The following is a 13,526-nucleotide window of genomic DNA, read 5'->3' as shown; positions in this document are numbered from 1 at the left end:
TGCGGTCATATCGCGGCCACCTTTCGCAGGGGACGCTGACCTATGTCCGATCTGACCTCCTCTCCAGCGGCGATCCGTTTGATGTCGCCGAGCACCTGGGAGAAGTTACTGCGGCTCGACGTGCCAAAGCCCATGTAGACCTGCTTGTAGAGCTGGTAGAGCATCTCATAGCGTTCGCGCGTCGAGGGATCGGGTTCGTACCTCCTGAAGCCAACGCACATCTGCGCCTGCGCGGCCTCGATGCTGCTGTGATCCCTTGATGCAAGGCTGGCGAAAATGCTTGAGCCCAGGCCTGTCGGAAGGCCGTCAGGAACCAATATCGGCTTGCCCAGCACATTCGCGTAGATCTGGTTGAGCAAAGGGTTCTTCTGGGGCACGCCGCCGCCGTTGATGACACGGTGGACGGGAACGCCATGTTCTTCCATCCGCTCCAGGATGATGCGGGTGTGGAACGCGGTCCCCTCGATGGCGGCATAGAGTTCATCCTGGGCCGTGTGCCCCAGATGCCACCCGATGGTCATACCGCCTAGGTCGGACCTCACCAGGACGGTTCGGTCGCCATTGTCCCATGCAAACCGCATCAGTCCTGTTTTGCCGCCTTCCATCCCCTCCAGCCCCTCTGACAATTTCGAAACAGAGGTTGAAGCGCGCTTGGCGATGGCGTCGAAGATGTCACCGGTCGCCGAAAGCCCCGCCTCGACGCCGACCAGATCCGGGTGGGCGCTGCCGGGAACGACACCGCATACGCCAGGTATCAATTTAACGCGTTCGCTGACGGCGATGATGCATGTCGACGTGCCTATCACGTTGACTACGTCACCCAGCCTGCAGCCGGCGCCGATCGCGTCCCAATGGGCGTCGAAGGCTCCAACCGGAACCGGAATACCCGCGGTCAACCCCAGCCTATCGGCCCATAGAGGGCTTAACCGACCTGCCACATTTGCCGACGTCTGATACGAGCCGCTGATTTTCTCGCGAATCCCGTCGAAAAGTGGGTCGACCCGGGAAAGAAAGGCTTGCGAAGGGAGCCCGCCCCATTTCGGATTCCACATCCATTTGTGGCCCATGGCGCAAACGCTGCGCACTATGGCCGAGCTGTCGGTCACGCCCGTCAGCACGGCGGCGGCCATGTCGCAATGTTCAAGCGCCGTTCCAAAACGTTCTCGCAGGTCTGGATTGTGACGCAACCAGTGAAGGAGCTTGGCGAAACCCCATTCATGCGAATAGGTGCCTCCACACCATTCGATGGCCTCGAGATGCGTTTCATGCGCCGTGGCCGTGATTTCCTCGGCTTCGGCCTTCGCACGGTGGTCGCACCACAGATAGTAGTCGCTCAAGGGGTTGAGGTTCCTGTCGACAGGGATGACCGAAGATCCTGTCGTGTCCATGGCGATCGCGCGGACTTCGCTTCCGTCGATCGCGCAGTCGGCGAGCGCAAGGCGCATCGCGCGGGCCAAAGCGTCCATATGGTCGCGATGCGACTGTGTGGCCAGGTCAGGATCGGAGCGCAGCCGCCCGAGCGGATATTCCGCGAACGCCGTCCCCAGCGAGCCTTGCTCAGTGTCGGCGAGTGTTACCCGAACGCTCAAAGTGCCAAAGTCAACGCCAGCTACAATCGACATCGTCATATCCGTCTGTTTCGTCCAGGCTGGCCATATGTCGCGCCATGTCCATGCTTGCGCCGGAAATGCCGATCAAGGAGTGCGCCCGACATCTCCGCGTTCTCGTCGCTGATCTGGCGCGAATGGAACGCTATGCGGGCTACTGCCTCGAGCATTGCGGCGTGGTGGACGGCATCCGCGGCATCGATGCCCCAACAGAAAGGACCGTGATCGTTGACGAGCGCGGCCGGAATCGACATCGGATCGTTGTTGCCTAAGGCCTCGACGATGACGCGACCGGTGTTGCGGACGTAGTCATGGCATATTTCGCCATCGGTCAGCTGGCGCGTGACGGGGATCGTGCCCTTGAAATAGTCTGCATGGGTGGTCCCCATGGGCGGGATCGGCTGGCCAGACTGAGCCCATGCCGTGGCGAAGAAGGAATGTGTATGGACAACGGCGCCAATGGATCTGAAGTGCCTATAGAGTTCGAGATGAGTGTCGATGTCGGACGAGGGCCGCAGGTCGCCGTCGACTATGTTGCCATCGAGGTCGGCAACCACAATGTCGCCGACGCTCATCGCCTTGTAAGAGACGCCGCTGGGCTTAATCGCAACCACCCCTTCGAGTCGATCAATGGCGCTGACATTGCCGAAAGTGGAGATTACAAGACCGCTCTCGTAGAGTTCGAAATTGGCGTCGAAAACGGATTTACGCAGTTCAGAATATTTCACGTTACCCACCTCAGGCCTTGCGACTGCGGTTGAACCGGTCGGCAGCGACCGCCATCAAGATGATGGTGCCGATGACCACCTGGTGCCAGAACGTGTTGACGTTCAGCAGGTTGAGCGCGTTTCGCACGACCGCCATCAGGACCGCCCCGACTGCGGTGCCGACCAGCGTCGCGCGGCCGCCGGAGAGCCCGGTACCACCGATCACGACGGCTGCGATGACGTCGAGCTCATAGCCCTGTCCCGCCTCCGGCATCGCTGCCTCGAGCCGCGAGGTGAGCATTATGCCGGCGCAGGACGACAGGACGCCAACCAGCACATAGACCATGATCTTGATGGTGTCGGTCGGAATCCCGACCAGACGAGCGGCGTCCGGGTTGCTGCCGATGGACAGCACGAAGCGGCCGAAACGGGTGTAGTAGAGCAGATAGTAAGCAGCCGCGAACACGACGACGGTCAGGATCACCGGGACCGGGATACGACCGAGATAGCCCTGACCGATCGATCGAAACGCCGGATCTGAAGCCCCCGTGATGGGGATACCCTGGGTGTAGACCATCACCACGCCGCGGCTGATGACCATGATCGCCATCGTCGCGATGAAGTCGGTGACGCCGACCTTGGTAATCAAAAGCCCATTGACCAGCCCGATTAACGCTCCCACGCCAAGACCGGCAAGACAAGCAACCGAGATTGGATATGCGAGCACGACGAGGTTGGCGGTCGCAAGTCCCGTCAAGGCCAGAGTGGAGCCGACCGAAAGATCGATGCCTCGCATGCCAATGACGAAGGTCGCACCGAAGGCTATAACGGCGATCGGAACGGCCTGACGCAGCACGTCCGTCAGGTTTCCGAAAGTGAAAAATCGCGGGGCGGCGAAACCAAGTGCGATCAGCAGGAAAACGAAAGCGATGTAGACGCCCGCGTTGCCATTGGCACGCCCAAGCTTCAGAGTGAACCGTCGCCGCATGAGTGCAACTTCAGCCATTGATAACTCCCACTGGATGACGAGCTTCCGGCGGCCGCACGGAATGAAGCGCCAGCGTTTCTTCCCTCGACGTGGCCGCGTCCAGCACGGCGGTGATGGCCCCTTCGAACATGACTGCCACGCGGTGGCAGAGCCCGAGCAGTTCAGCGTTGTCGGCGGACACGATGATGACACTGCATCCGTCGTTGGCGGCTGCCTGGATAAGCGTGTAGACCTCGGATTTGGCCCTCACATCAACGCCCCTGGTCGGCTCCTCGAGCAACAGGAGCCTGGGCTCAGTAAGGAGCCATCTGGCCAGCATAACTTTCTGCTGGTTTCCGCCGCTCAGTGACTCAATGTCGGCATGCGCGCCGTCGCATTTAACGCCAAGCTTCGCGATGTAGTGTCCAGCGACATCCTTCTCCCTGGACGGAAGCAAGGTGACCTTGCCCAGGGCGCCAAGGTTGGCGATCGAGAGGTTCCAGCCCACCGAGTGTTGGGTAAAGATCCCTTCGGCCTTCCTCTCAGCCGGCAGGAAGGCAAAACGTTCCCGGATTGCGTCCGTTGTGTCCGCTATCCGGACGTCCCTGCCGTCGATTTTGATGGCGCCGCTATCGCATGGCCGCTGGCCAAAAAGGGCGCGCAGCAACGCGCTCTTGCCCGATCCTTCCAGTCCCGCGATACCGAAAATCTCACCCTTGGAGAGCGCGAACGAGATGTCCTCGAAGGCGCCTCTCTTCGACAGGCCGCGCACTTCCAGCGAGGGGTCGGACCTCGCAGGGACGCGGGGAGGAAACTGCTTTGAGAGAGCGCCGCCGATCATGGCGTTGACCACTTTGTCGACGTCGAGATCGGCGACCGGAAGGTCGGCGACGGTTCGGCCGTCGCGCAGGACCATGACGCGACTGCAGATCCCAAGAAGCTCCTTGATGCGGTGGGAAACATAGATGATCGCCTTGCCCGAGCCCTGCAGCCGCTTGATCGTGGCGATGAGCTTTTTCCGCTCGACTTCCTCGAGCGCCTCGGTCGGCTCGTCCATGATGATGATGTCGGCATTGCTGCTGATGGCTTTCGCGATCTCGATCATCTGTCGGTCGGAAAGGGTCAGTTCGCGGACTGGGCGATCGATGGGAACGTCTGCGCCGAGATCGTCATGGAGAATACGACGCGCCTCGCTGCGCATACGCCCATGATCCAGCGGGGCGAGCGCGAAGTCCCGGTTGCGCAGCTCACGGCCGGCGAAGATGTTCTGGGCGGCGTCGAAGTCTGGGAACAGGCTGAGTTCCTGGTAGATGATGGCAATGCCCGCGTCTGCTCCCGCCTTGGGATTGTCGAGTTCGACCTCCCTGCCGCGAACCGAGATGGCACCTGAATCGCGCGAATAAGCGCCCGCCAGAATTTTCATGAGGCTGGATTTGCCCGCGCCGTTTTCGCCAACCAGACCGAGCACCTCGCCCGCGTTGAGCACAAGGTCGATGTCACGAAGCGCGACCGTGTTGCCGAAGCGCTTGCCGATCCCCTTCATTTCAAGCAGCGGACTCTGGATCATTTCGATCTCCTTGGCGTTCGCGGCCCTTTAGAAAAGGGCCGCGACTGAGCGAGGCCGTGACGGCGTCACGTTTTCGGCTGCTGTACGTAGACGTAGTCGTTCTGGTCGAAGGTCTTGATGTTCTTGGCGTCATAGGTCTTTGGCGCGACGAAGATTTTCTTGGGCAGTGGATTGCCCTTCATCAGGAACTCGTCGACCGCGCGGATGATGTTGCGCCCCTCTTCCTTCGCACCCGTATCGACAGTCGCCGCAAAGTCGCCGGTCAGGATGGCATCATTTGCTTCCTTCATGTTTTCGTAGCCGACGATCGCGACCTTGCCGTTGAGACCCTTGGCCTTGAGAGCCTGCAGGCCGCCGAGCGCCATCTCGTCATAGAGCGCGACGAGGACCTCTATTTCGGGATGTGCGGTGAACATATTCTCAGTCACGCTTAGGCCCTGGGCGCGGACCCAGCCGGCGGGCTGCTCGGCGACGATCTTGAAGTTCGGGTGCTTGGAGATGATCTCGTTGAACCCCTTCATGCGCTGGCTGGTGTGCGGGCCAGGCAGGCCTTCGAGGATGCCGATCTTGACCTCCTTGTCACCGTAGGTGTCGACGAGCCACTGCGCCTGAGCACGGCCACCATCGCTCTGATCGTAGCCGACATCGCTGACATAATAGGGATTGTCGGCTACCGGGGAGTTGAACAGGAAGATCGGGATGCCAGCTTCGGTCGCCCGACGGATGGACGGCAGCAAGGCCCCCTCATTGTAGAGGGCCACGGCGATCGCGTCGACGCCGTCGTTGATCCAGGCTTCCATGGCTCTGATCTGGTCATCGGTTGCGGACTGGCTGCTCGGAGCCTGAACGAGAAGCTCGATCTGATCGGGTCCGCCGCGCTTGTCGATCTCCTCCTTCACGCCGGCCAGGACCCGCTGGTAATAGGTATCCATCGCGGTGGGCAGGAAGCCGACCTTGAGCGGTCGATTGTCCTTCTTGACGGGCTTCATTTCCTGGCCGGTCGGCTTGATGTCCTTGTCCATCAGAATGCCGGGGAACACGGCGCTGTAGTCTACTTGCCCGGCGAAGGCGGGCTGTAGTGCGATGGCTGCCGCGATGGCGACGGCACCGAACAATGTACGTTTCACTATGGTCACGAGATCCTCCCTGGTTGTGACAAGACAAGTCCTTGCCCGCGGGATCACTCCGCGGATGACATTCCAAAATCGACGTGGTCTGAGGCTCAGAGACCTGGCGCTATGGTGAAGACCATGCGGATCGGGTTGGAGCCGTAGTTAAGGCATTGGTAGCTGACGCCGGCAGGCAGGAAAAAACCCTCCCTCTCGCGGATGTGGAACGTGTCGTCAGTCGCGGCGACATAGAAGGTCGCAGGACCGTTCAGCACGTAGAATACGGCATCGCCCTCGTGGCTAACCGGTTCGCTTGCCCTGGGGCCTATTCCGCCCACGGGGATGACGATTTCACCGGCGTGCATGTAATCGTTGCTGACGCATAGCTCCATCAGTACAGGATGATCCTGGCCCCAAACGAGATTGAGGCGATTTTCCTTGGCAACCTTGACCAAATGGCCCTTGAGGCGGGCCTCGGCGCCATCGACTGGCCAGTTGCCGATCTTGTCGAGGCTCATCAGGAAGCCCTCCTCTGGGACTTGAACAGTCGTGTCGCTCCAGCATAACCGGTCGGCGGACCGCTCTCGTCCCAGATGCGTGGGGCAATGCAGAACAGGATCACGGCCGCCTGGTCGGCGAAATTGTAGCCGCGGTGTGGAACCCCCTTGGGGATCAGGATGGAATCCCCGGGCGCCAGGCGTTCGGTCTGCCCGGTCTCCGGATTGAGAAGATGAACCACGCCCTCGAGGACGTAGTAGACTTCGTCTCCTGCATGGATGTCCGCAGGGTCAAAGTTGCTGCCCGGGGCCAGCTGATAGATCCCCGTGGTCATCTTGTCGGTGCTGGCGAGCAAATAGTTGAGGTCGCTCGAATAGGGCTTGTTGCCCGTATAAATAAACGTCTTGAAGCGATCCGTCGTCAGATGGAACGGCCGCTTCTCGCTCGGTGGGTGGGGAAAATTCCCAAAATAGCTCGGCAGTTTCGCCATTGGTCGCCTCAGATTCGCAGTTCGGAGAGTAACGCCTTGAGGAGGCGCCAGGTGGCCGGCACCGTCGTATGGTTCAGACGTTCGCGCGTTGTATGAACATCGAAGGCCTCCGGCCCGATCGAGAGCATGTCGATGTCCGGCACCTTCTTCCTGAAAAGACCGAGTTCGAGGCTCGAATGCGAAACCTCGATATGGGGCAGTTCGCCGAATTCCCTGGCGTAGGCAGCGCGGCCGGCGGCCAGCATGCGCGAGTTCGGATTGTACGGCCACTCCGGGCAATCAGCGAATGTTTCGACTGATGATCCGAGCCCGATGACCTCGGACAGTTCACGGATGCGGTCGACGATGTTGTAGCGACGAGAGCTGACCGCGCTCGGAATGGTGGACACAATCTCGATCCGCTCCTTGTCGCTGGACAGCAGAGCCACCGTGTTGGAGCTCTCCACCAGATTATCCACCACCAGGCTGCGGCTCTGGACGCCGTTCGGCAGCAGGTTCATTGCGCTGACCATTGCCCTTGCCACATCGGGTGCAAACACCGAGATGGCGTCACTGTCAGTCTCGATCAGGCTCACCTTGAGGGTGGGGTCGCTAACGGAGTACTCTGCGGCCAGTGTCTTGCCCTCCGCCGCGATCGCGCCCTGCAGCGCCGCAAACTGAGCCGGATCGGCGGAGATAACGGCCTCTGCCTCGCCAGGAATGACATAGCGATTGACGCCGCCGTTCACCTGAATGACGCCAAGTCCGGATTGCTTCATAGCCAACCGCAGCAGCCGTCCAAGCAGGACGATGGCGTTCGCGCGCTCCAGATGAATGTCGAACTCGGAATGCCCGCTGCTGAGGCCAGAAACACGAAGCACAGCCGCCTTCTGGCCGGCAAGGCGCTCCGTTAGTTTGAGCGGGATCTGAAAGCGAGCCGAGATGTCGCCCGCGCAGCCGGCGAACAAGGACTTCGGATCATGCCAGTTCATGTCCAGCAGACGCTTGCCAGACAGCTTGGCGCCATCAAGATACTGGGCGCCTCCTTTCCCGACTTCCTCCTGAACGGTCAGGACCACTTCGAGAGGTGGGTGCGCGATATCGTCCGAAGCAAGCAACGACATGGCAAATGCGACACCGACCGTATTGTCCGCACCCAGTGTCGTCCCGGTGCCATGGATAAAATCCCCGACAACCCTCAGCTTGATGCCTTCGTTCTGGAAGTCATGGTCGACCCCCTCATCGCTCTCACACACGATGTCGGTGTGGCCATGCAGAATGAGCGTGGGAGCGTTCTCATAGCCTGGTGTGCCCGGCTTTTTGATAACGAGGTTCCAGACGTCATCTTGATATACCTCGAGACCTCTTGCCCGGGCAAAGGCCGCGATATGATCGCTGACCTGCTTTTCGTTGAAGGACCCGCGCGGTATCGCGCTGATTTCCTCGAAGAACCCGAAGAATATCGCTGGCTCCAAACCCGACAGAACTGAATTGTTTTTCGAGCGCTCGACTATCCCAGCAGATACGTTCATCTGCTTATCCTCCAATGTGAATATCAGGCAATATCTCTGCGTTCGCCGAAGTATGTTCGGCGGCAGACAACGCTATGATGGCTGCAATTCCTCCGTCTCAGCTCAGACGAACCGCTAAGGGTGCCTTTGCAACTGCAACATCATCTGTCTCGTTCGACATTTCAAACGCATTATTTGTCGAAATAGGTGAGAAAAATTCACCTAACGGCTAGGTGTCGTCGCGGGGCCGACCGCTGCCGCTGCTTGGTGTGCGCACCACCTCATGTCTGCTTGAGCCAGCGCGCGAACTCGGCTTTCCAGTTGGGATGCCACCTCGACAGTGCCGGGCGGTTCTGAATCATATCTTCGGCTGCCCAGCGAATGCGCTTGGCGTCCAGCGCCGGCGTCACCGCATTGTCTGGGCAGATGATGTAGAAGTCTTCGTTGTGGAACCGTTCGAGGAACAACTCCACGACCTGCTCGGCTGTCCATGGTTCCTCGGGCTTCTGGTCGGACAGCGCGTTCAGACCCGGGAAGTTCATCGGTGTCCATGTGTATCCGGGCACCAGCAGATGAGCGGTCACCCTCCCATCCGCCGCCTTCAGCAATTCGTGAGATAGTTGCTCAGTCAGAACCTTGATACCTGCCTTGGCTACGGAATAGGCAGCGTTCCCTGGCGGCGTCGTGATCCCTTCCTTCGATCCAAGGTTGACAATCGCGGCAGGGAGATCGGCATCGACCATCCTGGGAACGAAAAGATGCTGGGCTTCGACAACGGCGAAGAAGTTCACGTCCATCTGCCGCCGCCAAAGCTTGCCGTCATCCCACGGGCCAGCTCGCTCAGCGATAGCTGCGTTGTTAATGAGCAACGCGACGTCTGCGAAGCGGTGATACACATCATTGCATAGCTGCTTCAGGGCAGACCGGTCCGCCACGTCGCCCACCATCGTGATGTGCTCCCCTTCGAGCGAAGACGCAAAGTCGTCCAGGGCTCCAGCATCTTTGTCGAACAGGGCAAGCCGCATGCCCTCAGCGGCCAACCTTCGCGCTAACGCTGCTCCAAGTCCCTTGGCTGAGCCGGTGACGACCGCGACTCTGCCGGGGGCGATGATCTGATCTGTTCGCTCGGTCATTTCTTTCTTCCTTCGAGTTTTAAACGGCTCTGCCTGTCAACGAAGGCGTGCGAACAGCGTTGCCCGCCGTTGCCTGCACCCGTCACGCGAGAAGCGACATGACGGAATTGACTTGCATCAGGGATCATTTAATGCATACATTACCGAATTCAACGTCGTACTCATTGAAAACTTTGTCCATGGGAGGAACGGAATGAACCAGGAGATTCGCAAACCAATCCGCAGCTTGGCGATGATCGTTGCGCTCGCGCTTAGCGCGGCCTACACGCCCAGTGCTTACGCCATCGACATTACGCAGCAAGTCAAGGAAATCGAAAGCAATCCCGCCCCCGGACCGAACGGCGAAAAGGCCACCCTCGCCAGCGACCTGAAGCTGACCGCTGAGGAGATCGATAAGATAAAGGCGAAGAAGGCCACGGCTGCCATCGTCATGCACTACACGGCCTCGGATTGGGCCAAGGCTCAGATGGCTGGCCAGAAGAAGGCGCTCGATGAACTCGGCGTCAAGATCGTCGCCGTCACCGACGCCGGCTACCGTGCCGAGCAACAGGTAGCCGACATCGAGAGCGTCATGGCCCTCAAGCCTGATATTATGATAACCGTACCTGCGGAGCAGTCGGCAACGGCCGCAGCCTACATGAAGGCTGCCGCAGCCGGGATCAAGATCGTCTTTCTCGACCAGGCGGGCGCCGGCATGAAGCCCGGCAAGGACTATGTCAGTCTGGTGTCCTCCGATAATCGCGGCATGGGTAAGGTCGCGGCCCTGCTGATGGCGAAGGCGTTGGACGGCAAGGGCGAAATTGCGCTTATTCCGCACGCCTCCGATCTCTTCGCGACGGTCGAGCGCGTAGTCGGGTTCAAGGAAGCGATTAAGGCATTCCCCGATATCAAGGTAGTCGAGGAACAAGGCGTCGGTGGCCCCGACTTCTCCGGTGAGTCCGAGCGCATAGCTTCCGCGATGCTGACCGCGCACCCCAACCTGAACGGAATCTGGGCGGTATGGGACGTTCCGACGGAAGGCGTTTTGTCCGCTGCGCGGTCTGTCGGGGCTTCCACAAATCTTGTGATCACCACGTGCGACCTTGGCGTCAACATAGCGCTCGACATGGCCAAGAAGGGCTACGTCAAGGGAACCGGCTCGCAACGTCCGTTCGGCGCCGGATACGCGGAAGGCGTCCTGGCCGGTTACGCACTGCTTGGCAAGGAAGCTCCCCCCTACGTCGTGCTTCCAGCGCTCGCCGTTTCGCGTGAGAATCTGCTCAAGGCATGGCCTCTTTCCAATGGCGATCAGGCTCCCGAGATTCTCGTGAAGGCGATGAAATGAGGACCTGGGGAGCGGCGTTCGCCGCTCCCCATTTTAGTACAGCGATGGAAAGTTAGTACAGCGATGGAAAGCGCTATGACCGACCCGAAGAAGGCGCGTGAAGATGTCGCGGCCGTCACCATGACCGACATCACCAAGTCCTACGGTGGTGTGCGGGCGCTGCGAGGTGTGAGCCTGACGATTCGGCCGGGCACCATCCATGCGCTGGTAGGCGAGAACGGCGCCGGCAAGAGCACCTTGCTCAAGATACTGCAAGGCGTCGTCACCCCCACCGATGGCTCGATCAAAATCTTTGGCGAGCCGATGATGACCATTTCGCCGGAAAATTCGCGTCGCCTCGGAATCGAGATGATCTTCCAGGAGCTCAGCCTGATCCCCACGCTTTCGATTGCGCAGAACATCTTCCTGAAGCGAGAGCCAAGGCGATTCGGCATGTTGGTTGACCAGCGCCGCGAGAACGAACTTGCAGCCGCGATCATCGGCGAGCTCAATCTGACGGTCGATCCGCATACGCCTGTTTCAGACCTCAGCCCAGGCCAGGCCCAGCTCACCGAAATCGCCAAGGCAATCTCCCAGAAAGCACGCGTCCTGATACTCGACGAGCCGACATCATCGCTGAGCGCGCAGGAAGTGGACACGCTCTTTGGCATGCTGCGCAAATTGACGACCGTCGGCACGGCAATCATCTACGTGTCGCACCGCATGACTGAAATCATGACGATTGCCGACGAGATCACGATCCTCAGGGACGGGCAGAACGTCACTAGCGGCAAGATGGCGGACTTCACGCTTGACCTTATCGTCCAGCATATGGTCGGCAAGCGCGTCACCGGCTTCGAATACCGCCCCCATCCCGTCGACAGGACGGGTCCACCGGCGCTCGCAGTCCGGAACCTTTCGGGACCGCACGGAAAACCTGATCGCATCAGCTTCGACGTCCACAAGGGCGAGGTCTTGGGAATCGCGGGGCTCATGGGCGCGGGCCGCAGCGAGATGGCGCGCGTGTTGTTCGGCGTGGACGCCAAGACGGCAGGCACGATCGAGCTGGGCGGTAAGTCCCTTGAGTTGAGGTCTCCTTCTGACGCAATCGATGCCGGGATCGTGCTGATCCCGGAGAGCCGGCATGACGAAGGCTTGGTCGTCGAACACAGCGTCGGTCACAATCTGGGGCTTCCGCAAATCGAAAGCCTGGTCAAGGGGCCGCTCATCGACAGAAGGAAGGAAAGCGTGCTGACCTCGGACCTCATTGCGAGACTGAGGATCAAGACGCCATCAGCTGAGAACCGGGTTCGGAACCTGTCGGGTGGCAATCAACAGAAGATCGTCATCGCGAAATGGCTTGCCACCGACCCGTCCGTGGTGATCCTCGATGAGCCGACCGCGGGTGTGGACATCGGGTCGAAGGCTGAGATCGTCGAATTGATCCGTGGCATCGCAGCCGAGGGTAAGTCGGTCATCGTCATCTCATCGGAGCCGGCGGAACTGCTGGCGACAAGCGACCGGATACTGGTGCTGAGCAACGGCCGGTTGGCGCGAGAAATCGATCGTGAGGAGATCGACGGCTGGGCCACTGCCGTCGGTGACGAAGCGCAGTCGGCGCTGATCCGGACAGAACTGGGATTGCAGGTCTCTATACAGAAGGCGAGCCAAAATGTCCATTGACACCAAAGCCCTCAAAAAGGAGCTCCCGGCGGCGCAAACCCAGCCGTGGTACGGCAATTGGCGCGACTATGTCGTCTATATAGGGTTCGTTGCAATTTTTGTGGTGTTCGCCTTGTTGCTGCAGGAGCGAGGGTTCCTGTCGGCCAACAACCTGCTCAACATCCTGCGCCAGACGGCGATCGTTGCAATTATGGCGATGGCGATGTCATTCGTGCTTTCCGCCGGTGAAATCGATCTTTCCGTTGGCGCGATCGCCGGCCTGACTTCCGTTGTGGCCGGTATGGCGCTCATGCAGTACGGCATCGTAGCCGGCGTTGCCTCCGGCTTGGCGCTCGGGCTTCTCGTCGGCGCGGTGAATGGCGGGCTGACCGCCTATCTCAACATTCCCTCGTTTCTGGTGACGCTCGGCATGATGGGCATTGCCAGAGGCGTCGGCATGTGGGTCAGCGGCACCTCTCCGGTGCCGGTCGTCGACGACGCCTTCATCTTCGCCTTCGGGTCCGGCAACATCGGCCCGTTACCTGTGCTGGTCGTATGGGTCGCCGTCCTCGGCGCGCTCGCTCACGTAGCGCTTCGCAAGACGCCGTTCGGACGTCAGGTCATGGCGGCTGGCGGCAATCCGATCGCGGCGCGCTATAGCGGCGTCAACGTCAGGAAGGTCAAGTTCCAGGTGCTGCTGCTGACCGGCCTGGCCGCCGCGATCGCCGGCATGCTCTATGCCGGCCGTCTGCAGTCCGGCAGGTTTCAGCTTGGAGAAGGTGACGAGCTCTCGGTCATTGCCGCGGTCGTCCTTGGCGGCACTAGCCTTTTCGGCGGACGCGGGACCGTGATCGGATCGATCGTTGGAGCGCTGCTGATCGGCGTTATCAACAACGGCTTGATCCTTGCCGGACTGGAATACAGCCAACAGCTCATCGCCCGCGGGGTCCTGATCATCCTCGCGGTCGCCATCGGGCGCGGCCGGTAAGCGAG

General features: G+C 60.2%; 12 protein-coding genes. 3 read left to right on the top strand and 9 right to left on the bottom strand.

The window, feature by feature from the left end:
* Positions 1 to 5: 5 nt before the first annotated feature.
* From AC0YKC_RS26430 to AC0YKC_RS26390, 9 genes are all read right to left on the bottom strand, one after another.
* Positions 6 to 1,622: a ribulokinase gene (locus tag AC0YKC_RS26430; protein WP_488513211.1), complete on the bottom strand. Its 1,617-nt coding sequence runs from the start codon at positions 1,620 to 1,622 to the stop codon at positions 6 to 8.
* A gap of 2 nt (positions 1,623 to 1,624) precedes the next feature.
* Entirely contained in the window at positions 1,625 to 2,335 is a 711-nt protein-coding gene (gene araD / locus AC0YKC_RS26425; RefSeq protein ID WP_488513210.1) for an L-ribulose-5-phosphate 4-epimerase AraD, read from the bottom strand.
* Positions 2,336 to 2,345: 10 nt separating this feature from the next.
* The gene (locus tag AC0YKC_RS26420) at positions 2,346 to 3,320 is read right to left on the bottom strand and encodes an ABC transporter permease (protein WP_488513209.1); all 975 of its coding nucleotides are present in this window, start codon (positions 3,318 to 3,320) and stop codon (positions 2,346 to 2,348) included.
* Positions 3,313 to 4,848: a sugar ABC transporter ATP-binding protein gene (locus tag AC0YKC_RS26415; protein WP_488513208.1), complete on the bottom strand. Its 1,536-nt coding sequence runs from the start codon at positions 4,846 to 4,848 to the stop codon at positions 3,313 to 3,315. Before AC0YKC_RS26415 ends, AC0YKC_RS26420 begins: the two co-directional genes overlap by 8 nt.
* A 65-nt stretch (positions 4,849 to 4,913) precedes the next feature.
* A complete protein-coding gene (locus AC0YKC_RS26410; RefSeq protein ID WP_488513207.1) occupies positions 4,914 to 5,984 on the bottom strand; it encodes a sugar ABC transporter substrate-binding protein in 1,071 nt (356 codons plus the stop codon).
* An 86-nt stretch (positions 5,985 to 6,070) separates the two neighbouring features.
* Positions 6,071 to 6,475 (bottom strand): cupin domain-containing protein, encoded by a 405-nt coding sequence (locus tag AC0YKC_RS26405; RefSeq protein WP_488513206.1) that lies wholly within the window; start codon positions 6,473 to 6,475, stop codon positions 6,071 to 6,073.
* Positions 6,475 to 6,945, bottom strand: a complete 471-nt coding sequence (locus tag AC0YKC_RS26400; protein WP_488513205.1) for a cupin domain-containing protein — start codon at positions 6,943 to 6,945, stop codon at positions 6,475 to 6,477. Before AC0YKC_RS26400 ends, AC0YKC_RS26405 begins: the two co-directional genes overlap by 1 nt.
* 8 nt (positions 6,946 to 6,953) lie before the next feature.
* Positions 6,954 to 8,456 (bottom strand): aminoacyl-histidine dipeptidase, encoded by a 1,503-nt coding sequence (locus tag AC0YKC_RS26395; protein ID WP_488513204.1) that lies wholly within the window; start codon positions 8,454 to 8,456, stop codon positions 6,954 to 6,956.
* Positions 8,457 to 8,716: 260 nt separating this feature from the next.
* Entirely contained in the window at positions 8,717 to 9,568 is an 852-nt protein-coding gene (locus tag AC0YKC_RS26390) for an SDR family NAD(P)-dependent oxidoreductase (protein ID WP_488513203.1), read from the bottom strand.
* Positions 9,569 to 9,761: 193 nt separating this feature from the next.
* Here AC0YKC_RS26390 and AC0YKC_RS26385 point away from each other — a divergent pair, with 193 nt between their 5' ends.
* The 3 genes from AC0YKC_RS26385 (at position 9,762) to AC0YKC_RS26375 (ending at position 13,521) form a co-directional block, all read left to right on the top strand.
* Complete coding sequence (locus tag AC0YKC_RS26385; protein WP_488513202.1) at positions 9,762 to 10,892, top strand: substrate-binding domain-containing protein; 1,131 nt, start codon at positions 9,762 to 9,764, stop codon at positions 10,890 to 10,892.
* Between the two features lie 75 nt (positions 10,893 to 10,967).
* Positions 10,968 to 12,554 carry a sugar ABC transporter ATP-binding protein gene (locus AC0YKC_RS26380; RefSeq protein WP_488513201.1) on the top strand — a complete coding sequence of 529 codons (1,587 nt, stop codon included), beginning with the start codon at positions 10,968 to 10,970 and terminating at the stop codon, positions 12,552 to 12,554.
* Positions 12,544 to 13,521, top strand: a complete 978-nt coding sequence (locus AC0YKC_RS26375) for an ABC transporter permease (RefSeq protein WP_488513200.1) — start codon at positions 12,544 to 12,546, stop codon at positions 13,519 to 13,521. Before AC0YKC_RS26380 ends, AC0YKC_RS26375 begins: the two co-directional genes overlap by 11 nt.
* Positions 13,522 to 13,526: the final 5 nt, after the last annotated feature.

The organism is Mesorhizobium sp. CNPSo 4661 (genome assembly GCF_057784215.1).
Note: the sequence above shows the minus strand (reverse complement) of the source record. Positions and strands in the feature narration are given on the sequence as shown.

Coding starts and splice junctions, on each gene's coding strand:
- AC0YKC_RS26430 (WP_488513211.1), bottom strand. CDS start 1,622: ATGTCGATTGTAGCTGGCGTTGACTTTGGCACTTTGAGCGTTCGGGTA.
- AC0YKC_RS26420 (WP_488513209.1), bottom strand. CDS start 3,320: ATGGCTGAAGTTGCACTCATGCGGCGACGGTTCACTCTGAAGCTTGGG.
- AC0YKC_RS26415 (WP_488513208.1), bottom strand. CDS start 4,848: ATGATCCAGAGTCCGCTGCTTGAAATGAAGGGGATCGGCAAGCGCTTC.
- AC0YKC_RS26405 (WP_488513206.1), bottom strand. CDS start 6,475: ATGAGCCTCGACAAGATCGGCAACTGGCCAGTCGATGGCGCCGAGGCC.
- AC0YKC_RS26400 (WP_488513205.1), bottom strand. CDS start 6,945: ATGGCGAAACTGCCGAGCTATTTTGGGAATTTTCCCCACCCACCGAGC.
- AC0YKC_RS26395 (WP_488513204.1), bottom strand. CDS start 8,456: ATGAACGTATCTGCTGGGATAGTCGAGCGCTCGAAAAACAATTCAGTT.
- AC0YKC_RS26390 (WP_488513203.1), bottom strand. CDS start 9,568: ATGACCGAGCGAACAGATCAGATCATCGCCCCCGGCAGAGTCGCGGTC.
- AC0YKC_RS26385 (WP_488513202.1), top strand. CDS start 9,762: ATGAACCAGGAGATTCGCAAACCAATCCGCAGCTTGGCGATGATCGTT.
- AC0YKC_RS26380 (WP_488513201.1), top strand. CDS start 10,968: ATGACCGACCCGAAGAAGGCGCGTGAAGATGTCGCGGCCGTCACCATG.
- AC0YKC_RS26375 (WP_488513200.1), top strand. CDS start 12,544: ATGTCCATTGACACCAAAGCCCTCAAAAAGGAGCTCCCGGCGGCGCAA.